Annotated in this window: 18 protein-coding genes; 9 read left to right on the plus strand and 9 right to left on the minus strand. The window is 61.5% G+C overall.

The features are described 5' to 3' along the window. Positions 1–3: 3 nt before the first annotated feature. From adk to DKY63_RS25390, 5 genes are all read left to right on the plus strand, one after another. Complete coding sequence (adk, locus tag DKY63_RS25370; RefSeq protein WP_110966621.1) at positions 4–651, plus strand: adenylate kinase; 648 nt, start codon at positions 4–6, stop codon at positions 649–651. Between the two features lie 108 nt (positions 652–759). Further along, positions 760–1434 carry a tRNA (adenosine(37)-N6)-threonylcarbamoyltransferase complex dimerization subunit type 1 TsaB gene (tsaB, locus tag DKY63_RS25375; protein ID WP_110966622.1) on the plus strand — a complete coding sequence of 225 codons (675 nt, stop codon included), beginning with the start codon at positions 760–762 and terminating at the stop codon, positions 1432–1434. A 256-nt stretch (positions 1435–1690) separates the two neighbouring features. Continuing rightward, positions 1691–1993, plus strand: coding sequence for a hypothetical protein (locus tag DKY63_RS25380; protein ID WP_110966623.1), 303 nt, complete (start codon positions 1691–1693; stop codon positions 1991–1993). After that, entirely contained in the window at positions 1990–2850 is an 861-nt protein-coding gene (locus tag DKY63_RS25385; RefSeq protein ID WP_110966624.1) for a DUF72 domain-containing protein, read from the plus strand. The genes DKY63_RS25380 and DKY63_RS25385 overlap by 4 nt, the downstream gene beginning before the upstream one ends. A 35-nt stretch (positions 2851–2885) precedes the next feature. Further along, positions 2886–3707, plus strand: coding sequence for an isocitrate lyase/PEP mutase family protein (locus DKY63_RS25390; RefSeq protein WP_110966625.1), 822 nt, complete (start codon positions 2886–2888; stop codon positions 3705–3707). Positions 3708–3710: 3 nt separating this feature from the next. On the opposite strand, the gene DKY63_RS25395 is transcribed toward DKY63_RS25390, so the two are convergent. After that, positions 3711–4334, minus strand: a complete 624-nt coding sequence (locus DKY63_RS25395; RefSeq protein WP_110966626.1) for an energy transducer TonB — start codon at positions 4332–4334, stop codon at positions 3711–3713. A 93-nt stretch (positions 4335–4427) separates the two neighbouring features. Here DKY63_RS25395 and DKY63_RS25400 point away from each other — a divergent pair, with 93 nt between their 5' ends. After that, the gene (locus DKY63_RS25400; RefSeq protein ID WP_110966627.1) at positions 4428–5210 is read left to right on the plus strand and encodes a class I SAM-dependent methyltransferase; all 783 of its coding nucleotides are present in this window, start codon (positions 4428–4430) and stop codon (positions 5208–5210) included. A 138-nt stretch (positions 5211–5348) separates the two neighbouring features. On the opposite strand, the gene DKY63_RS25405 is transcribed toward DKY63_RS25400, so the two are convergent. Continuing rightward, positions 5349–5987 carry a TetR/AcrR family transcriptional regulator gene (locus tag DKY63_RS25405; protein ID WP_110966628.1) on the minus strand — a complete coding sequence of 213 codons (639 nt, stop codon included), beginning with the start codon at positions 5985–5987 and terminating at the stop codon, positions 5349–5351. 93 nt (positions 5988–6080) lie between these two features. Between DKY63_RS25405 and DKY63_RS25410 the strand changes: the two genes are divergently transcribed. Then, entirely contained in the window at positions 6081–7181 is a 1101-nt protein-coding gene (locus tag DKY63_RS25410) for an efflux RND transporter periplasmic adaptor subunit (protein ID WP_110966629.1), read from the plus strand. Positions 7182–7187: 6 nt separating this feature from the next. Then, positions 7188–10253, plus strand: a complete 3066-nt coding sequence (locus tag DKY63_RS25415) for an efflux RND transporter permease subunit (protein WP_110966630.1) — start codon at positions 7188–7190, stop codon at positions 10251–10253. Positions 10254–10376: 123 nt separating this feature from the next. On the opposite strand, the gene DKY63_RS25425 is transcribed toward DKY63_RS25415, so the two are convergent. From DKY63_RS25425 to plsB, 3 genes are all read right to left on the minus strand, one after another. Next, positions 10377–11066 (minus strand): DUF4197 domain-containing protein, encoded by a 690-nt coding sequence (locus DKY63_RS25425; protein ID WP_110966631.1) that lies wholly within the window; start codon positions 11064–11066, stop codon positions 10377–10379. Between the two features lie 22 nt (positions 11067–11088). Then, positions 11089–11487 (minus strand): YbaY family lipoprotein, encoded by a 399-nt coding sequence (locus DKY63_RS25430; protein WP_110966632.1) that lies wholly within the window; start codon positions 11485–11487, stop codon positions 11089–11091. Between the two features lie 114 nt (positions 11488–11601). Then, on the minus strand, positions 11602–14103 hold the full coding sequence (plsB, locus tag DKY63_RS25435) for a glycerol-3-phosphate 1-O-acyltransferase PlsB (protein WP_110966633.1): 2502 nt from the start codon (positions 14101–14103) through the stop codon (positions 11602–11604). 232 nt (positions 14104–14335) lie between these two features. On the opposite strand from plsB, the gene DKY63_RS25440 reads away from it, so the two are divergent. Next, positions 14336–14545, plus strand: a complete 210-nt coding sequence (locus tag DKY63_RS25440) for a cold shock domain-containing protein (RefSeq protein ID WP_110966634.1) — start codon at positions 14336–14338, stop codon at positions 14543–14545. Positions 14546–14681: 136 nt separating this feature from the next. On the opposite strand, the gene DKY63_RS25445 is transcribed toward DKY63_RS25440, so the two are convergent. The 4 genes from DKY63_RS25445 to DKY63_RS25460 all read right to left on the minus strand — a co-directional run bounded on the left by DKY63_RS25445 (position 14682) and on the right by DKY63_RS25460 (position 19916). Continuing rightward, positions 14682–15059, minus strand: coding sequence for a hypothetical protein (locus tag DKY63_RS25445; RefSeq protein ID WP_110966635.1), 378 nt, complete (start codon positions 15057–15059; stop codon positions 14682–14684). 81 nt (positions 15060–15140) lie between these two features. Beyond that, entirely contained in the window at positions 15141–15950 is an 810-nt protein-coding gene (locus DKY63_RS25450; RefSeq protein WP_110966636.1) for a putative RNA methyltransferase, read from the minus strand. Then, positions 15950–17101, minus strand: a complete 1152-nt coding sequence (gene dapE, locus DKY63_RS25455; protein WP_110966637.1) for a succinyl-diaminopimelate desuccinylase — start codon at positions 17099–17101, stop codon at positions 15950–15952. The genes DKY63_RS25450 and dapE overlap by 1 nt, the downstream gene beginning before the upstream one ends. Positions 17102–17324: 223 nt before the next feature. Next, a complete protein-coding gene (locus DKY63_RS25460) occupies positions 17325–19916 on the minus strand; it encodes a glycosyltransferase (protein ID WP_110966638.1) in 2592 nt (863 codons plus the stop codon). Positions 19917–20123 lie beyond the last annotated feature (207 nt).

Below are 20123 nucleotides of genomic sequence, written 5' to 3' on the forward strand. Positions count from 1 at the left end.
TCGATGCGCGTCATTCTGCTGGGAGCTCCCGGGGCCGGTAAAGGTACTCAGGCTAAGTTCATCACCGAGAAATTCGGCATTCCGCAAATCTCCACCGGCGACATGCTGCGTGCCGCCGTCAAGGCCGGCACCGAGCTGGGCATCAAGGCCAAGAGCATCATGGATGCCGGCGGCCTGGTCTCCGATGACCTGATCATCGCCCTGGTCAAGGACCGCATCGCCCAGGCCGACTGCGCCAAGGGTTTCCTGTTCGACGGTTTCCCGCGCACCATTCCTCAGGCTGAAGCCCTGGTGACTGCCGGCGTGGAGCTGGACGCGGTTGTTGAAATCGCCGTTGAAGACGAGGAAATCGTTCAGCGTATCGCCGGTCGCCGCGTTCACGAGGCCAGCGGCCGCGTGTACCACATCGTCTACAACCCGCCGAAAGTGGCCGGCAAGGACGACGTCACCGGTGAAGACCTGGTGCAGCGCAAGGACGACACCGAAGAAACCGTGCGTCATCGCCTGTCGGTCTACCACTCCCAGACCAAGCCGCTGGTGGACTTCTACCAGAAGCTGTCGGCAGCCAACGGCAAGCCGAAGTACAGCCACATCGAAGGCGTCGGTTCGGTAGAAGCGATCACCGCCAAGGTGCTTGCAGCCCTGAGCTGAAAAACCTGATCCGCTGCATCATCCACGGCCCGCTTGCGGGCCGTAGTTGTTTATACTGACGCCCTTTTTCCGATTTCTCTTTTTACCAACCCTCTTGTGGAAACATCGATGAGCACCTTGCTGGCCCTGGACACCGCGACTGAAGCTTGCTCCGTTGCCTTGCTGCATGACGGCAAAGTGACGAGCCATTACGAGGTGATCCCGCGCCTGCATGCGCAGAAGTTGCTGCCGATGATCCAGCAATTGCTGGCCGATGCTGGCACCACCTTGCAGGCTGTCGATGCCATCGCCTTCGGGCGCGGGCCGGGTGCATTCACCGGTGTGCGCATTGCCATCGGCGTGGTGCAGGGGTTGGCCTTTGCTTTGGATCGTCCGGTGTTGCCGGTGTCGAACCTGGCTGTTTTGGCCCAGCGCGCCTATCGCGAGCACGGTGCCAGCCAGGTCGCCGCTGCCATCGATGCGCGCATGGACGAGGTGTATTGGGGCTGCTACCGCGAGACGGCGGGGGAGATGCGACTGGTTGGCGCTGAGGCAGTATTGCCACCGGAAGCGGCTGCATTGCCGGCCGACGCCAGCGGTGAGTGGTTCGGCGCGGGCACCGGCTGGGGGTATGGCGAGCGTATCGCCGTCAACCTGAGCGGCCAGGATGCGGGCATGCTGCCCCACGCGGAAGATCTGCTGACGCTGGCGCGGTTTGCCTGGGCGCGTGGTGAAGCGATCGTGGCCGATGAGGCGCAGCCGGTTTACCTGCGGGACAAGGTGGCGACGCCTAAAGCGCGATAGTCCGAGACCGAGTTGCCCCAATCGCGGGCAAGCCTTGCTCCCACAGGTTTTTGTCGCTCCCCGTTTATGTGAACGACAAAAAACCTGTAGGAGCAAGGCTTGCCCGCGATTGCGATCTAAAGGACTGCACCAATCGTCGTTTTCTAACCGCAGCTTTTAAACCTTTTGCCTTTTATGTGTTCTAGTTATCACTCGGCGGTTTGCGAAGTGGAAGTAGCGCCACTAAACTGCCATCACTGATACCGAGCATGCACTTATGCGTATAGACGGCATTTCCTCTCAGTCCTACCCCATCAAGCGCAAGCCCCGCAAAGGCCATGTGGTTGAGGACGAGGCCGTCGATATCGAAGGCGAGCTGGAGTTTCCCTCCGAGGCGCAACTGGCCGCCCGCGCCAAAGCCGCCGCGCAACGCCTGAGCAATCTTCCCGCCCGTCAGCAGGACATGCTCTATCACCGCGCCATGAGCAAGAGCGTGGCGATGGCCCTGGCCAGTTACCTGAGCACCGCCGGTTTCGTCGATTGGGAAGGTGAAGTGCTGGGGCTCGATCTGTACATCTGATGCTGCCTTACTACCTCGGTTGCCCGTCCTGGAGCGAAAACGCCTGGCGTGATTACCTTTATCCACAAGACGCCAAGCCTGCCGAGTTTCTCGATCTCTATTCGCAAGTATTCAATGCCGTAGAAGGCAACACGACCTTCTATGCGAGCCCGGCTGCCGGCACCGTGCAGCGTTGGGCTGAAACGATGCCCGAACATTTTCGCTTCACTGCCAAGTTTCCCGGTGACATCAGTCACGGCGGCGATCTGCGCGAGCAACTGACTGCCGCTGAAACCTTCACCCGATTGCTCAGCCCCCTCGGTGAGCGGGTGTCGCCGTTGTGGTTGCAGCTGTCGAAAAGCTTCACGCCGCAACGCCTGCCCGAACTTGCCGGGTTTATCGATGCCCTGCAACGGCCGTTGGCAGTGGAAGTGCGGCACGATGATTTCTTCGCCAAGGGCGACAGTGAGCGAATGCTCAATCGCCTGTTGCTGGACCGTGGCGTCGAGCGCATCTGCCTCGACCCGCGCGCGCTGTTCAGTTGCACATCGACCGATCCTTCGGTGCTGCACGCCCAATCGAAAAAACCCAGGGTGCCAACGCGTCCCGCTGCTTTCACCCAATTCCCGCAAGTGCGTTTCATCGGCCATCCGCAACTGGAGGCCAACGATACGTTCCTGACGCCCTGGGTGGAGAAAATCGCCCTGTGGATCGAGGAAGGCCGCACGCCGTATATCTTCCTGCACACCGCCGACAACGTGTTGGCGGCGAAGCTGGCGCAGCGTTTCCATGCGCGATTGATGCTGCGATTGCCTGGCTTGCCGGCGCTGCCTGAGCTATACAGGGAGCCCGCCGCCGAGCAACTTGGCCTGCTCTGAAGGCGGATTCGTTCCCCTTTTTCAGGAGCCTGCCAATGGATGCGCAAACCCTTCGAGCCCAAGCGTTCAAAGCCCTGCACGAACGTGACGGGATTTTTGTGATGCCCAACCCGTGGGATGCGGGTTCGGCAAAAATGCTGGCGGGCCTCGGTTTTGAAGCGCTGGCGACCACCAGTGCCGGATTCGCTTTTTCCCGGGCGCGGCCCGATGGTGGCCTGACCCTGGACGACACTCTGGAAAATGTCCGGGCGATCGTGGCGGCCACCGATCTGCCGGTGTCGGTGGATCTGGAAAACGGTTTTGCCGATGATCCCGCCGAATCCGCACAAAGCATTGTGCAGGCTGCTGGCGCGGGGGCCGTCGGTGGTTCGATCGAAGACGCCACGGGCCGTCCGGACGCGCCGATCTATTGCTTCGAACATGCCGTGGCCCGGGTCAAGGCCGCGGTCGCTGCCGTGCGTAGTTTGTCTTTCCCCTTTACGCTGACCGCCCGGGCCGAGAATTATCTGCATGGCAATCCGGACCTTGATGACACGATTCGCCGCCTGCAAGCGTTCGCTGAAGCGGGTGCCGATGTGCTTTATGCGCCGGGATTGCGTAGTGCTGAAGAAGTCCTGGCCGTGGTCCGTGCCGTGGCGCCGAAACCCGTCAACGTGTTGATGTCAGGCGGATTGAAGCTGACGGTCGAACAGCTCGGCGAGATGGGCGTCAAGCGAGTCAGCGTCGGCTCGGCGCTGGCCTTGGCGGCATTGGGCGAGTTCTACCGCGCCGCTGAAGAGATCAAGACGTCGGGCACGTTCGGATTCACCTCGCAGTCCATGCCATACGCCAAGGCCAATCAGTTTTTCAAAGGCTGACGATCAGGCGGCGAGACGCAGGTTCTGCAGGACGATCGGGCGCGCCCAGCGGTTATCGAAGTCGAGTTCTTTTTGTTGCTTGACCATTTCTTCCGGCGAGAACGGCGGGAAGGGCTTGTCCAACAGATCGAGCTCGAATTCGGCGATCGGCAGGTGCAGTGCACGCGGTTGTGGCGCTGGACCGGCTTCGGGTGCAGGTTGACCGGCGGTCAGCACGATCGGGCGTACCCAGCCGCTGTCGAAGTTTTGCTGGCGTTGCTGGGCGACGATTTCTTCCGGCGGGAACGGTGGGAACGGCTTGTCGGCCAGATCCATCTCGAATTCGGCGATCGGCAGGAACAGTGGCTCGGGCGGGCGAATCTCGTTGTCCTTCACGTCGCATTCGCGCTGGGCAACGATGTGTGCCAGCAGGTCGCTGCCAACAGTGGGCTCGACCGGACTTTCCAGATCCACCGGTGGAAAATCGAGCGATTTCGGAAGGACATCCTCACCCGACTGTTCGGCCAGCGCTCGGGCAAAGAAATCCTGCCAGATATGGCTGACGCCGCTCAGTGCCTGGGTGTTTCGCAGGTTGTAGTCGCCGTAGGGCGAGATAAAACCTGTGATGATGGGTTGAATGTCTGACATTTCTCTCGGTCGACGCTCAGCTCTGGCAAAATGCTCGATAGTTTTGTTATCGGCAGTTTTTGCGGATCATTAATTTTTTGAGCGTGTTTTCTGATGATTGATCAACCGGCGGCGTGCCGCATCCGTGTCGAAGCCCTGGGCGAGACTTTTCAGCCACAGGCCGAGCACTGGGCCGAGCGCCTGGGCTTGCCGTTGCAGGTGGATGACGGTGAGTTTGCCTTGCAGGTCGGCGAGCAGGGCCTGCAGCTGCAACAGCTCGGCCCGGATGCGCCGGGGCCGGTGCGGGTGGACTTCGTCGAGGGCGGCGCGGCGCATCGGCGGTTATACGGTGGCGGCAGCGGGCAGATGATCGCCAAGGCCGTCGGCATCGCCCAGGGCGTGCGTCCACGGGTGCTGGATGCCACGGCGGGGTTGGGCAAGGATGCATTCGTGCTGGCCAGCCTGGGTTGCGAAATGAGCCTGATCGAGCGTCAGCCACTGATCGGTGCCTTGCTCGAAGATGGCCTGGCCCGTGGCGCGGAAGATTTCGACGTGGCGCCGATCGTTGCGCGCATGCGTTTGCTCAAGGGCAACTCGATCGAAGTGATGAACAACTGGGAAGGGGAGCCACCGCAGGTGATCTACCTTGACCCGATGTTTCCGCACCGAGAGAAAACCGCACTGGTGAAGAAGGAAATGCGCCTGTTCCGGCCACTGGTGGGCGATGACCCGGATGCACCGGCGCTGCTCCAGGCGGCACTGGCCCTGGCGACCCACCGGGTGGTGGTCAAGCGCCCGCGCAAGGCGCCGTGCATTGAAGGGCCCAAGCCGAGTCATGCGTTGGATGGCAAGTCCAGTCGGTATGACATTTATCCCAAGAAGGCGCTCAAGCCTTAAGACTGAGTTGCCCCAATCGCGAGCAAGCTTTGCTCCCACTGGGCTTGAGGCGTTCACAAGTGTTGAACCCTGCACAAAACCTGTGGGAGCAAGGCTTGCCCGCGATAGCGTCGCCACTGACACTAAAAATCCACAGGGTTACTCAGGCCGATAAGCCCGCATAAACAACCCCACCACCTCCCGCACATGACTCTCGGCCGCTTCATCGGTCAACGGTTCGCCACAACCAAAGAGCAGCCGGAAATTCGCCGCCCCCTTGAGCAGGCAGAAGAAGTGCTCCGCCGCATTGAGCGGTTTGTCGATGCTCAAGGCGCCACTCTGGTCCACCTTGCTCAGCAGCCTCTCCATACCCTGCAACATGCGTTGCGGGCCTGCCTCGAAGAAGATCAGCGAGAGTTTCGGGTCCTGGCTGCCCAGGGCCATGATCAGGCGATGCAGGTTCACCGATTCGTCGCTGTTGATCAGGTGATGAAAGCCGCGGGCAATGTTCAGCAGCACGGTTTCCACCGCTACGCCTTCGGGCAGTTCAAAGAACAGCGGCGGCAATTGCTCCTCGCACTTGGCCACCACGGCGGCGGAGAACAGCGTCTCCTTGTCGTTGAAATGGCTGTAGACCGTCAGCTTCGAAACGCCTGCTTCGGCGGCGACAGCATCCATGCTGGTGTTGGCATATCCCTTGGTGAGAAACAGCGTCTTGGCCGCGTCGAGGATCGCCTGGCGCTTGGCCAGATCCTTGGGGCGGCCTGGGCCGTTGGGTACTGAAGGATTGTTCGGCATATGCGCTTTTATTACTGGACTGGTGAGTTTGCTATTAATAACATACTGGCCAGTATAATTATTCCTAGCACCATTGGCGAAAGGTCCTTCACCATGTTCCGCTATGCCTTGCCCCTCGCGTTGCCTGTCAGTCTGGCGTTTTTGTTGACGGCGTGCGGTCACGAAGAAGCGCCGCCAACCAGCGTGCGTCCGGCCATGGTGGTCCAGCCAGAGCCTTCGGCACAGGCGACGGAAAGCTACCCCGGTGAAGTCCGCGCCCGCTACGAGCCGGACCTGGCGTTCCGCATCGGCGGCAAAGTCAGCCGACGACTGGTCGAGGAAGGGCAGCGGGTCAAAGCCGATCAGCCTCTGGCCGAACTCGATCCCCAGGACGTGCGCCTGCAGCTGGAAGCGACCCGCGCCCAGGTGGCTGCCGCCGAAGCCAATCTCAATCTGGTGCGCGCCGAACGTGACCGCTACAAGACCCTGATGGACCGTCAGATGGTCAGTCGTTCGCAATACGACAACGCGGAAAATCTCTATCGCTCCGGCGAAGCCCGCCTCAAGCAGATCAAAGCCGAATTCAATGTCTCGACCAACCAGGCCAGTTACGCCGTGTTGCGTGCGCCTCAGGATGGCGTCGTGGCCAAGCGTGCGGTAGAGGTCGGTCAGGTGGTGGCGGCGGGGCAGACGGTATTTACCCTGGCCACCGATGGCGAGCGCGAAGTGTCTATCAGCCTGCCGGAGCAGAACTTCGGTCGCTTCAAGGTCGGCGAGCCGGTGTCGGTGGAACTGTGGACGCAACCGGGTCAGCGTTTCGCCGGACACATCCGCGAACTGTCGCCGGCTGCCGATCCCAAGTCCCGCACCTTCGCCGCACGCATCGCTTTCAACGCCGGCAAGGTCCCCGCCGAACTGGGGCAGAGCGCCCGGGTTTTTGTGCAGAACGCCGAGACCGTGCCGCTGTCGGTGCCGCTGTCTGCGCTGACCGCTGAAAACGGCGTGACCTATGTCTGGGTCGTCAGCGCCAACAACACCCTGAAAAAGACCCCGGTGCGGGTCGGTGCCTTCGGCGAGAAAACCGTGCCGGTGCTCGAAGGTCTCAACGCCAGCGACTGGGTGGTGGCCGCCGGCGTCCATGTGCTTCTGGATGGGCAGCAGGTGCGCCCGGTGGATCGCTCCAACCGCGTGGTCAATCTGGCGGACAAGGAGTAATCCCCGATGGGCTTCAATCTTTCCGAATGGGCGCTGCGTAATCGCCAGATCGTACTGTTCCTGATGCTATTGCTGGCCATCGTTGGTGCGCTTTCCTACACCAAGCTCGGCCAGAGTGAAGATCCGCCGTTCACTTTCAAGGCCATGGTGATTCGCACCAACTGGCCGGGCGCCACGGCGCAGGAAGTTTCGCGCCAGGTCACCGAGCGCATCGAAAAGAAGCTGATGGAAACCGGCGAATACGAACGCATTGTGTCGTTCTCCCGCCCCGGTGAATCCCAGGTGACCTTCATCGCTCGCGACTCCATGCACTCGGTGGAGATTCCCGAGCTCTGGTATCAGGTGCGCAAGAAGGTCAGTGACATTCGCCATACCTTGCCACCGGGCATTCAGGGGCCGTTCTTCAACGATGAATTCGGCACCACCTTCGGCAACATCTATGCGCTGACCGGCGACGGCTTCGATTACGCCGTGCTCAAGGACTACGCCGACCGCATCCAGATCCAGCTGCAACGGGTCAAGGATGTGGGCAAGGTCGAGCTGCTTGGTTTGCAGGACGAAAAGATCTGGATCGAACTGTCCAACGTCAAGCTCGCCACCCTCGGCTTGCCCCTGGCGGCGGTGCAGCAGGCGCTGGAGGAACAGAACGCGGTATCCACCGCCGGCTTCTTCGAAACCAGCAGCGAGCGATTGCAGCTACGGGTGTCGGGGAATTTTCAGACCGTCGACGAGATAAAAAACTTTCCGATCCGGGTCGGTGATCGCACCTTCCGCATCTCCGATGTGGCGGATGTGCGCCGTGGCTTCAACGATCCTCCGGCGCCGCGCATGCGCTTTATGGGCGAAGACGCTATCGGTCTGGCCGTGGCCATGAAGGACGGTGGCGACATTCTGGTACTGGGCAAGGCGCTGGAAGTCGAGTTCGCCCGCATCCAGAAAAACCTCCCGGCAGGCATGCAGCTGCGCAAGGTGTCCGATCAACCGGCGGCGGTGAAAACCGGGGTTGGCGAGTTCGTCCAGGTGCTGGTGGAAGCGCTGGCGATCGTGTTGCTGGTGAGCTTTTTCTCCCTCGGCGTGCGCACCGGCATGGTGGTGGCCCTGGCCATCCCGCTGGTGTTGGCGATGACGTTCGCCACCATGTATTACTTCGGCATCGGTCTGCACAAGATTTCCCTCGGCGCGTTGGTGCTGGCACTGGGGCTGCTGGTGGACGACGCGATCATCGCCGTGGAAATGATGGCGATCAAAATGGAGCAGGGCTTCGACCGGATCAAGGCGGCGAGTTATGCCTGGACCAGCACCGCGTTCCCGATGCTCACCGGTACGTTGATCACTGCCGCCGGCTTCCTGCCGATTGCCACCGCACAATCGGGCACCGGCGAGTACACCCGTTCGATCTTCCAGGTGGTGACCATCGCGCTGTTGGCGTCCTGGGTGGCGGCCGTGGTGTTCGTGCCGTATCTGGGGGAAAAACTCCTGCCGGATCTGGCGAAAATTCATGCAGCGAAACACGGCCCCGATCAGCCCGATCCTTACGGCACGCCGTTTTATCAGCGAGTCCGAGGCGTGGTGGAGTGGTGCGTGCGTCGGCGCAAGACGGTGATCGCGGCGACGGTGTTGCTGTTCATCGCGTCGGTGTTCCTCTTCCGTTTTGTGCCGCAGCAGTTTTTCCCGGCATCCGGCCGACTGGAGTTGATGGTCGACCTGAAACTGGCGGAAGGCGCGTCCCTGAGCAACACTGCCGATGAGGTCAAGCGCCTCGAAGCCTTGCTCAAGGACAAGGCCGGGATCGACAACTACGTGGCCTACGTCGGCACCGGTTCGCCACGTTTTTACCTGCCGCTGGATCAGCAACTGCCGGCAGCGAGCTTCGCCCAGTTTGTCGTGCTGGCCAAGACCATCGAGGAACGCGAAACCCTGCGCAGCTGGTTGATCACCACCCTCAACGAGCAATTCCCGGCCCTGCGCTCGCGGGTCACGCGCCTGGAAAACGGCCCACCCGTGGGCTATCCGGTGCAGTTCCGGGTGACCGGTGAACACATCGAGGAAGTTCGCGCGCTGGCCCGCAAGGTCGCGGCCAAGGTGCGGGAAAACCCTCATGTCGCCAACGTGCATCTGGATTGGGAAGAACCGAGCAAAGTCGTCTACCTGAACATCGATCAGGACCGGGCGCGGGCGCTTGGGGTGAGCACGGCGAACCTGTCGAAGTTCCTGCAGAGCTCGCTGACCGGATCCAGCGTCAGCCAGTATCGCGAAGACAACGAGTTGATCGAGATCCTCCTGCGCGGCACCGTGCATGAGCGCACCGAGCTGTCGTTGCTGCCAAGTCTGGCGGTGCCGACCGACAACGGTCGCAGCGTCGCCCTGTCGCAGATCGCGACTCTGGAGTACGGCTTTGAAGAAGGCGTGATCTGGCACCGTAATCGCCTGCCCAATGTGACGGTGCGTGCCGACATCTACGGCAAGGAACAACCAGCGACCCTGGTGAAGCAGATCATGCCGACCCTCGACCCGATCCGCGCCGAACTGCCCGACGGCTACCTGCTGGATGTCGGCGGCACCGTGGAGGATTCCGAGCGGGGGCAGAAGTCGGTCAACGCCGGCGTGCCGATGTTCATCGTGGTCGTACTGACGTTGCTGATGCTGCAGCTGCGCAGTTTCTCACGCACGGCGATGGTGTTTCTGACAGCGCCCTTGGGCTTGATCGGGGTGACGCTGTTCCTGATGGTGTTCCGCCAGCCGTTCGGGTTTGTCGCCATGCTCGGGACCATCGCCTTGTCGGGGATGATCATGCGTAATTCGGTGATCCTGGTGGATCAGATCGAGCAGGATATCGCCGCAGGGCTCAAGCCTTGGCAGGCGATCATCGAAGCGACGGTGCGCAGGTTCCGGCCGATTGTCCTGACCGCGCTTGCAGCGGTGCTGGCAATGATCCCGTTGTCGCGCAGCGTGTTCTTCGGGCCGATGGCGGTGGCGATCATGGGCGGGCTGATCGTGGCGACGGCGTTGACGCTGTTGTTCCTGCCGGCGTTGTATGCGGCGTGGTTCAGGGTCAGGAAAGAGCAAGTCTGAGTCATCGGAACAACTGTGGGAGCGAGCTTGCTCGCGATGGCGGTTTATCAGTCAACGTTGATGTTGGCTGATATGGCCTCATCGCGAGCAAGCTCGCTCCCACAGGTTTTTTTGCGTTGTGGCTTAGAGCGTGCCGAACACTTTCTTGGCCAGGCTGGTCGCCGCAGCCGCCGGATCCTTGCGAATCACTTCTTCCTGCTTGCCGATCATTTCAAACAAGCCATTGAGCGCCTGTTCGGTGACGTAGTTTTCGATGTTGGCGCTCTTGGCGTCGATCACGCCCATGGTCGCGGCCTGGCCGGCGAAGGAGTTGTACTGTTGGGCCAGCCCCACCTTGTCGGTGGCTTGCTTGACGATCGGCAGGAACTTGGCGCGGATCTGTTCGCGGCTGGTCTTGTTCAGGTATTGAGTGGCCGAATCGTTGCCGCCGCTGAGAATGCCCTTGGCGTCTTCCACGGTCATTTTCTTCACGGCGTCGACGAGGATCGGCTGGGCCTGGACCACGGCGGTTTCCGCTGCCTTGTTCATGCTGGTTTCCAGTTGATCGACCTGATCACCCATGCCGAACTGCTTCATTTTGCTGGCGACCTTGCCCAGCTTGCCCGGCAGCTCGATCTTCACATCCGGGTTGTTGCTGAAGCCGCCCGGGGTGCCGAGTTGTTTCACGGCCACTTGCGCGCCTTGGGTCAGGGCGTCCTTGAGGCCGCCGGTGGCATCTTTTTGCGACAGGTCACTGAGGGACAGCGCGAGGGCGCTGGCGCTGATCATCAAACCTGCGCACAGGCCGGCAAAGCGGAGGGTAGGGCGGAGCATGGCAACTTCCTTTTTCAAAAAATTAGCGGGCAGCGTCGACGCGGACCTTCACCGGTTGCGGGTCTGAGCCATCCAGGCGCACGGCATGGTTCTCGGTGGTGATGAACAGCAGCTTGCCATCGACTTCGATGCGCGCGTTGATCGAGTAACGGTGATTGGGTTCGATCTGCTGAGGGTCGTAGGTCAGGTGGAACGGCAGCGGCACCTGGCCTTTGACCGGGCCACGTTGTTCGTCGATGACCTTGGCCGGAGCATCGGCCAGCGAAATGTCTTGCAGGCTGACGCTGAGGATTGCGGTGGGTGGCAGGGCTATGCGCTGCAGGTAGAAGACTTCGCCATCGAGGCTGGCTTTGGGGGCAGGCTGCATGGAGTGGCAGGCTCCCAGCAGTGCGGTCATGGCCAATAGAGAGAGTTTTTTCATTGCAGATTTCCTTCTCATGTAGGAGCGAGCCTGCTCGCGAATGGGGCGACATTCAACACTTTAGTCGTCTGACACACCGCTATCGCGAGCAGGCTCGCTCCTACAGGTTTTACATCAGGTCTCGGGCTGTGTAGCCGGCTGATCCGCCGCATCTTCGCTGCGATGCACCGCCACCTGCCGGATCGACAGGCGAATATCAGCCGGCAACACCCGTTTGGCCGCACCTTCGGCCAATTCACCGAGCAGCTCGTGATAGCCCAGCTTGCCGGCCTCGTCGCGCTTGAGCACCTCGAGGTCGAGCATCGTCTGGATGAAGTGGCGGAACAGGCTCTTGTCGAAGAACTCCGGCGCGTTCAGGCCGTGCAGGATCGACAGGCGCTGGGCCATGACCGTGCACAGGTCTTCCAGTTCTTCGGCGCTGATGCTGTTCTGGCCGCTGTTGAGCAGCAGGGAAACGGTCATGTAGAAGCGCTGCAGGGTCTGGGCGATGCTTTTCGACAGCAGGGTTAGCAGCACGAAATGCCGAGAGCTAGGCGCCGGACGCAGGTAGACATCGTTCTCGAAACGCAGCAGGCCTTGTTCGACGAAGGCTTCCAGCCATTGATCGATGACGGCATCCAACTCGTCCATCGACCAGCGTATGAACAGCTCCGACTGCAGGTAGGGATACAGCGCGCGGGTGTAGCGCAGGATCTGTTCGCGGCTCATGCGCGACGCGCTCTGGAAGAAGCTCGCCAGCAAGGCCGGCAGCGCGAAGATGTGCAGCACGTTGTTGCGGTAGTAGGTCATCAGGACGGCGTTTTGCTCGTCCAGATACAGAATCTTGCCCAAGGCGTCGCTCTGTTCCGAGAGCAGATCCATGTCCTTCACATGCTCGATCAGCGCTCGGCCGTCACCTTCCGGCAGGGTGGTGTGCGGCGAGTAGGGCACCTTGCGCAACAGCGCCAGATACAGGTCGAGCACCCGCGCCATGGCGCGATCGTCCAGCGCCAGGCGACTGGTGGACAGCAGCGCCAGGGCCACCAGGTTGACCGGGTTGATCGCCGCCGCTTCGTTCAGATGCTGTGCGACTTTCTCGCCCAGGCGGTTGGTGGTTTCGTTGAGCCAGGCCGGTTTGAACTGCGGGCCGAGTTCCTGCTTGCGCCAGTCCGGTTGTTCGCCGTCGAGGAATTCCGCCAGCTTGATCGGCTCGCCGAAGTTCACCGCCACCTGGCCAAAGCGCTGCTTGAGCGCGCCGATGACTTTGAAGATGTCGAAGATCGATTCTTTCTTCTTGCTCGCCCCGCGCAGCTCGCCGAGGTAAGTGCGGCCTTCCAGTACACGCTCGTAGCCGATGTACACCGGCACGAACACGATCGGTGTGCGTGAGGAGCGCAGGAAGCTGCGCAGGGTAATGGCCAGCATCCCGGTTTTCGGTTGCAGCATGCGCCCGGTACGCGAGCGGCCACCCTCGACGAAGTACTCCACCGGGAAGCCCTTGGTGAACAGGGTGTGCAGGTATTCGTTGAACACCGAGGTGTACAGCGGGTTGCCCTTGAACGTGCGGCGCATGAAGAACGCGCCGCCACGACGCAGCAGGCCGCCGATCACCGGCATGTTCAGGTTGATCCCCGCGGCGATGTGCGGTGGGGTCAGGCCATTGCGGAACAGCAGGTAGGACAGCAGCAGGTAGTCGATATGGCTGCGGTGGCACGGTACGTAGATCACCTCGTACCCCGGGGCAATCTTCTGCACGCCTTCGATGTTGTTGAGCTTGATACCGTCGTAGATCTTGTTCCAGAACCAGCTCAGCACCACTTCCAGGAAGCGAATGACGGTGTAGGTGTAGTCCGAGGCAATTTCGTTGCCGTAGCGCAGGGCCTGGGCCTTGGCTTTATCCGGGGAGATGTTTTCGCGCTCGGCTTCGTCGAGGATCGCCTGCTTGACCAGCGGCTGGTTGACCAGGCCCTTGACCAGGTTGCGCCGGTGGGAAATGTCCGGGCCGATGACGGCGGTTTTCAGGTTGCGGAAATGTACGCGCAGGATGCGTTGGGCCATGCGCACGGTGCGTTCGTGGCCCTTGTTGTGCTCGATCAACTCGCGCAGGTGAATCGGCGCGGAGAATTGCACACGGGTCTTGCGCCCCAGCACGATGATGCTCAGCAGGCGACGCAAACGGCCGGTGACGGCCCAGCTATCGGCGAACAGCAGTTTCCACGGGCTCGATTCGCTGTCCGGCGACTGGCCCCAAAACACGCTGACGGGAATGATCTGCGCATCTTCGGCGGCGTTCTGGCTCAGGGCGCTGACCAGGCGGGTCAGGGTTGGCGGCGCGCCGCGTTTGTCCTGGCGGCCGAGCCAGTCCGGATCCGGCGTGAGGTAGAAGAACGCCGCCGGTTCCAGCAGGTTACCCACCGATACCGGCAGTACCGGGCGCGGCAGGCCGGCCTTGCTGCATTCGGTGTCGACCACGGCCAGGTCGGTCAGCGAAGGGTTTTGCAGGACGTAGAACACCGGACGACTGCGGTCGAGGTTGAGGGTGAACGACGACTGGTTGATCGTCTCCGAGCGAACCCAGAGGTACAGCAGTCGGCGCAGGGTGCCAAACACAAGACGGCGGAACGGGGAACGGGTCATACGGCATCTGCATGAGTGAATAAAACCGAGCGTTTGCTCGGGAGCGCGATAGTGTGCCGGATTCGCCGAAAATCGGCAAAAAAGCGGGCATCAAACTGCTGTTGAGAGTTTAAACGTCTGACATATACTCGGCGCTCTGTCGCCTGCCTGCATTAGGCCAGCATGTGCGGCTGATGTTCCCGAGGCTTTCCTGCGAAAAGCCCGATCAATAATAAAAAAGGAGTATGAACAGATGGCAACACGTGAAACCGGCAGCGTGAAGTGGTTCAACGACGCCAAGGGTTACGGCTTTATTCAGCGTGCGGACGGGGTGGATGTGTTCGTGCACTACCGCGCCATTCGCGGCGAAGGCCACCGTTCGCTGACCGAGGGGCAACAGGTCGAGTATGCGGTGGTGGAAGGGCAAAAGGGGTTGCAGGCTGAGGATGTGGTGGGGTTGTAAATCGACTCTCAAGATCACACAAAACCCTGTAGGAGCAAGGCTTGCCCGCGATGGCGGTGTGTCAGTCAGCATAACGTTTACTGACACACCGCCATCGCGGGCAAGCCTTGCTCCTACAGGAGTGCGGTGAGTTCGATTATGCGGTCTTCCAGGTGATCTCTTCTTCACCATCGGCGCTGATGCGAATCCAGCGATCCGCCGTTTCTTCACTTTCTTCCTCGACCCAGGTGCCCGGTGCGCAGCGCACTTCGACGTTCAGCGCGGCAAAGGCGGCGCGGGCGCAGGCGATGTCGTCCTCCCACGGCGTCTCGTCGCTTTCCAGGTACAGGCTGTTCCATTTGCCGACGGCCTTGGGCAACCAGGTCACCGGCACGTTGCCGGCCTTGCACTTGTAGGTCTGGCCTTTCTGTACCCAGTCGCTGCACGGGCCCAACGCGGCGCCCAGCCAGGCGGCGATGGCCTTGTGGTCGACGTCGGCGTCTTTCAGGTAAATCTCGATATCGGGTTGGCGCATGGATGTCCTCACTGCGTGTCTGAAAAATCCATTCGCGGATTTTGTCGGTCTTGAGCCGCTGCCCAAGACCAGAATTGATAACTATTGAAGAACGAAATAATCGTAGCGCATCGAGACGGTGACCTCGAACGGCTCCACCTGCTCGATGACTGCTGCCCGGCGCTCGGCACTGGCCCGCCAGCCGTGGGGCGTCATGGCCAGCAGGTTCGCCCGGTCCTGGCCGCTGGCCAACGTCAGCTTGAATTCCAGTGTTTCGCTGTGCGCCAGCGCCATGCCTTCGGGCACCAGGGCCAGATGCTTGTCGTCGGTGTATTCCCGGACTTCGTCGTACAGTCGCTCGCGCAACTCCATCAGGTGGCCGCTGGTCGGTCCGACTTTCATCAGGCCGCCGCCAGGGCTGAGCAGGCGTTTGGCCTCCTGCCAGTCCAGCGGGCTGAAGACGCTGGCCAGGAACTGGCAGCTGCCCGACGCCAGCGGCACCCGGGCCATGCTGGCGATCAACCAGGTCAGGTTCGGGTTGCGTTTGCAGGCGCGCTTGACCGCTTCCCGGGAAATGTCCAGGGCGTAGCCATCGGCATCCGGCAGGGCGTCGGCGATTTGCGCGGTGTAGTAACCCTCGCCACAACCGATGTCGACCCAGCGCGCCGGCGCATAACCTGCCGCCAGTTCCGCCAGGCGTTTGGCCACCGGCGCATAGTGCCCGGCGTTGAGGAAATCGCGACGCGCTTCAACCATCGCCTGGTTATCCCCAGGGTCACGGCTGTTCTTGTGCTGCACCGGCAACAGGTTCAGGTAACCCTGGCGTGCGCGGTCGAAGCGATGCCCGGCGGGGCAGACCACGCCGTTGTCCACCGCGTTGAGCGGTTCGCTGCAGATCGGGCAAGCGAGCATCAGGCGAGCAACTTGACGAGGGTCTGGTAGTAGATTTCGGTCAGCACATCGAGGTCGGTGGCCAGTACGCGCTCGTTGACCTGATGGATGGTGGCGTTGACCGGACCCAGCTCGACCACTTGCGTGCCCATGGTCGCGATGAAGCGGCCGTCGGAGGTGCCGCCGGTGGTGGAGGCCTTGGTTTCGCGACCGGTGATGTCCTTGATGCTCGACGACACCGCGTCCAGCAGCGCGCCCGGCTCGGTGAGGAACGGCAGGCCGGACAGCGCCCAGTCGATGTGCCAGTCCAGGCCGTGCTTGTCGAGGATGTCGGCGACGCGCTTTTGCAGGCCTTCGACGGTGGACTCGGTGGAGAAACGGAAGTTGAACACCGCCACCAGATCACCCGGGATCACGTTGGTCGCGCCGGTGCCGGAGTTGACGTTGGAGATCTGGAAGCTGGTCGGCGGGAAGAAATCGTTGCCATGGTCCCAGTGCTCGGCGGCCAGCTCCGCCAGCGCCGGGGCGGCGAGGTGGATCGGGTTCTTGGCCAGGTGCGGATAGGCCACGTGGCCCTGCACACCACGCACGGTCAGCTTGGCGCCGAGGGAGCCGCGACGGCCGTTCTTGACCACGTCACCTACGAGTGTGGTGCTCGACGGTTCGCCGACGATGCACCAGTCCAGGCGCTCCTTGCGCGCCGCCAGGCGTTCAACCACCGCCTTGGTGCCGTGGTGCGCCGGGCCTTCTTCGTCGCTAGTGATCAGGAACGCGACCTTGCCCTTGTGATCCGGGTAGTCGGCAACGAAACGCTCGGCCGCCACGGTCATGGACGCCAGGCTGCCTTTCATGTCCGCCGCGCCACGGCCGCAGAGCATGCCGTGTTCGTCGATGACGGCGTTGAACGGGTCGATCTGCCAGGCGGTCACCGGGCCGGTCGGGACCACGTCGGTGTGGCCGGCGAAGCACAGCACCGGGCCGTCGTTTTTGCCATGGGTGGCCCAGAAGTTATCCACATCTTCGATGCGCATCGGTTCCAGCATGAAACCGGCATTGCCCAGGCGCTGCATCATCTGCTTCTGGCAATCGGCGTCCACCGGCGTCACGGACGGACGGCGGATCAGGTCGATGGCGAGTTGGAGGGTCGGCGAAAGGTCGGCGTGGGCCGTCATGGAAAACTCCGGAAGCTGTAGATATGTAGGAGCGAGCCTGCTCGCGATGGACGTTAACGATGACGCGTGAAATCTGGATGACCGCGTTGCTCTTACGTTTTTCGCGAGCAGGCTCGCTCCTACAGGTATTGGGGCAGGCCAATGGGGCGAGGCCCCGCAAAATGGCGCTTATCTTAAAGCAAAACGGCGACCATTGGCCGCCGTTTAGTGCATCGGTGAAGATTTAGACCGCTGGCGCCGTTTCGGCTTCGGCAGTCGGTTTTGGCAGCGACGACAGGAAGGCCATGATCAGCGCCGCCAGGTACGGCAGCGACTGCACCAGCAACATGGTGACCCAGAAGCGCATGTCGTTGCTCGGCATGCCGTTGACCAGGAAGATCCCCAGCGCCGCGCCCCACAGCAACAGCATGATGAACAGCTCTTCCCGGGCTTCCGAGATCGCTACCCAGAAGCCGTGGTTATCGGCGTTCTTCGGCGTGCGGAAAAATGGAATGCTGCTGGTGAAGAAGCCGTACAGCACCGCCTTGGCGATGGTGTGCGACAAGGCCAGTCCCGCCAGGGCCGCGCAGAACGCATCCTTGAGGTTCACGCCCACGGCGCGACGGTAGAGGAAGATGATCTTGCCGACCTTGAACACGAACAGCGCCAGCGGCGGGATCGCGAAAATCAGCAGCGGCGGATCGACCCGCTGCGGCACGATGATCATCGCCGCCGACCACAACAAAGCACCGACGGTGAAGAAGATGTTCATGCCGTCCGCCACCCACGGCAGCCAGCCCGCGAGGAAGTGATAGCGCTGGCCACGGGTCAGTTCGGTGTCCTTGCCGCGCAGCAGGGCGCGGGTGTGGCGCTTGATGATCTGGATCGCGCCATAGGCCCAGCGGAACCGCTGCTTCTTGAAGTCGATGAAGGTATCGGGCATCAGGCCCTTGCCGTAGCTGTCGTGGTAATAGGCTGCCGACAGACCTTTCTCGAACACCCGCAGGCCCAGCTCGGCGTCTTCGCAGATGCACCAGTCGGCCCAGCCCAGCTCTTCGAGCACCGAGCGCCGGGTCATGGTCATGGTGCCGTGCTGGATGATCGCGTCGCGGTCGTTGCGGGTGACCATGCCGATGTGGAAGAAGCCCTTGTATTCGGCGTAGCAGAGCTTCTTGAAGGTGCTTTCGTTCTGGTCGCGGTAGTCCTGCGGCGACTGCACCACGGCGATTTTCGGATCGGCGAAGTGCGGCACCATGTGCTTGAGCCAGTTGGGGTGCACGCAGTAATCGGAGTCGATCACCGCAATCACTTCGGCATCCTTGGCGGTGTGCGGAATCAGGTAGTTCAGCGCGCCGCCCTTGAAGCCGGCCAGGGGCGCGACGTGGAAGAACTTGAAGCGCGGGCCGAGGGTTTCGCAGTAATCGCGCACCGGTTCCCAGACCGCCGGGTCCTTGGTGTTGTTGTCGATGATCAGGACTTCGAAGTCCGGATAGTCGAGGTTGGCCAGGGCGTTGAGGGTCTGTTTGACCATCTCCGGCGGCTCGTTGTAGCACGGCACATGGATCGAGACTTTCGGGCGGTAGCTGGAATCACCCACCACCGGCAGGAACTCCCGGCGCCGCTTGTGGATCCACACCGCCTCGGCCAGTTCGTGTGCCTCGGTCAGCAGCACGATAAACACCCCGAGGGCGCCGAGGGCGAGGAGGAAGCCCACGGTCAGGCTGAACCAGGTGCTGTATTGCTGGCTGTAGTCGTAACCGATCCACACCAGCACCGAACCGCAGAGGAAGGCGATAAAGGTCAGGAAGGTGCGGCCACGCTGGCGCAGGGCCGAGCCGTCGATCATCAACAGGGTCAGCGACAACAGCGCCAGCACCACCGAGCCGATGGCCAACACGCGCCACTGTGGAATCGCGACCACCGGGCCTTCGAAGTTGAACTTCTGCTGACGCGCGGCGTTGAACACGCCCCAGTAAGCGCCCACCGAACCTTCGTCACTGGCCTTCCACGGCTGGTCGAACGCTTCGATCACGAAGTAGTTGAAGCCCTGGCGGTTGAGCTTGTTGACCAGCGTGCGCAGGTAAATTGCCTGGTCTGCCGGCGACGCATCGGCGCCACCGCGCATGCGGCCGTTGCTCGGCCAGCCGATTTCGGACAGCAGCAGCGGCTTTTTCGGGAACATCTTTTTCAGGTCGCGGGCGCGATCGAGGACGAACTGCCCGGCCTTGTCCATCGGGATGAATTCCCAGTAGGGCAGGACGTGGGCGGCGATCAGGTCGACGTGCTTGGCCAGTTCCGGGTGTTCTTCCCATACGTGCCATTGCTCGGACGTGGTCACCGGCACCTTCACGGCGGCACGGACGCGGTCGAGTAGGACGCTGAGTTCTTGGGCGGTGATTTCCTTGCGGAAGATCGCTTCGTTACCCACCACGACACGCACAACGCTACGGGAGGAGTTGGCCAGTTCGATGGCGCGGGTGATTTCCCGCTCGTTGCGTTCCTGGTCCGGGCTGATCCAGATCCCCAGGGTCACCCGCAGGCCGAACTCTTCTGCAAGCTTTGGAATGTCTTCCAGCGTGCCATCAACCGAGTAAATACGGATGTTGTCCGTCAGCTTGCTCATGATTTCCAGGTCACGGCGCATCTGATCGTCAGTCGGGTACTGCTGTTTCTGTGGGAATTGGCCCTGCTGGAACGGCGAGTAGGAGAAGCCGGAGATCTGTTCAGGCCAGTTGGGGGCGGTGACCGGGCGGTTGATCAACGCCCAGAAGCCGGTAAACAAGGCGGCGATGGCGAGCACCACGACCAGGTTGAGTCCAAATTTACGGGATGACATGGTTATTTCGGGTTCCAAAGGCTGTGGAACGAGGGAACGGTTGGTTGCCGCAAAAGGGCGCGCATCCTACACCGGCAGTTCACTGAACGTACATCGGACAGGGAAATGCATGATGTTGGGCAATTTTGATTCACATAAGTTCTTACACATGCAGCTTGAAACTTAAAACTTGTAGCGGCGAAGCCCTATAATGCGCGCCGGTTTTTG

The sequence above is a fragment of the Pseudomonas putida genome, from assembly GCF_003228315.1.
GTDB classification, from domain to species: domain Bacteria; phylum Pseudomonadota; class Gammaproteobacteria; order Pseudomonadales; family Pseudomonadaceae; genus Aquipseudomonas; species Aquipseudomonas putida_S.

Coding starts and splice junctions, on each gene's coding strand:
- DKY63_RS25425 (WP_110966631.1), bottom strand. CDS start 11,066: ATGCTCCGCCCTACCCTCCGCTTTGCCGGCCTGTGCGCAGGTTTGATG.
- DKY63_RS25450 (WP_110966636.1), bottom strand. CDS start 15,950: ATGCTCGCTTGCCCGATCTGCAGCGAACCGCTCAACGCGGTGGACAAC.
- DKY63_RS25390 (WP_110966625.1), top strand. CDS start 2,886: ATGGATGCGCAAACCCTTCGAGCCCAAGCGTTCAAAGCCCTGCACGAA.
- dapE (WP_110966637.1), bottom strand. CDS start 17,101: ATGACGGCCCACGCCGACCTTTCGCCGACCCTCCAACTCGCCATCGAC.
- DKY63_RS25405 (WP_110966628.1), bottom strand. CDS start 5,987: ATGCCGAACAATCCTTCAGTACCCAACGGCCCAGGCCGCCCCAAGGAT.
- DKY63_RS25400 (WP_110966627.1), top strand. CDS start 4,428: ATGATTGATCAACCGGCGGCGTGCCGCATCCGTGTCGAAGCCCTGGGC.
- DKY63_RS25410 (WP_110966629.1), top strand. CDS start 6,081: ATGTTCCGCTATGCCTTGCCCCTCGCGTTGCCTGTCAGTCTGGCGTTT.
- plsB (WP_110966633.1), bottom strand. CDS start 14,103: ATGACCCGTTCCCCGTTCCGCCGTCTTGTGTTTGGCACCCTGCGCCGA.
- DKY63_RS25430 (WP_110966632.1), bottom strand. CDS start 11,487: ATGAAAAAACTCTCTCTATTGGCCATGACCGCACTGCTGGGAGCCTGC.
- adk (WP_110966621.1), top strand. CDS start 4: ATGCGCGTCATTCTGCTGGGAGCTCCCGGGGCCGGTAAAGGTACTCAG.
- DKY63_RS25440 (WP_110966634.1), top strand. CDS start 14,336: ATGGCAACACGTGAAACCGGCAGCGTGAAGTGGTTCAACGACGCCAAG.
- DKY63_RS25445 (WP_110966635.1), bottom strand. CDS start 15,059: ATGCGCCAACCCGATATCGAGATTTACCTGAAAGACGCCGACGTCGAC.
- DKY63_RS25395 (WP_110966626.1), bottom strand. CDS start 4,334: ATGTCAGACATTCAACCCATCATCACAGGTTTTATCTCGCCCTACGGC.
- DKY63_RS25415 (WP_110966630.1), top strand. CDS start 7,188: ATGGGCTTCAATCTTTCCGAATGGGCGCTGCGTAATCGCCAGATCGTA.
- tsaB (WP_110966622.1), top strand. CDS start 760: ATGAGCACCTTGCTGGCCCTGGACACCGCGACTGAAGCTTGCTCCGTT.
- DKY63_RS25380 (WP_110966623.1), top strand. CDS start 1,691: ATGCGTATAGACGGCATTTCCTCTCAGTCCTACCCCATCAAGCGCAAG.
- DKY63_RS25460 (WP_110966638.1), bottom strand. CDS start 19,916: ATGTCATCCCGTAAATTTGGACTCAACCTGGTCGTGGTGCTCGCCATC.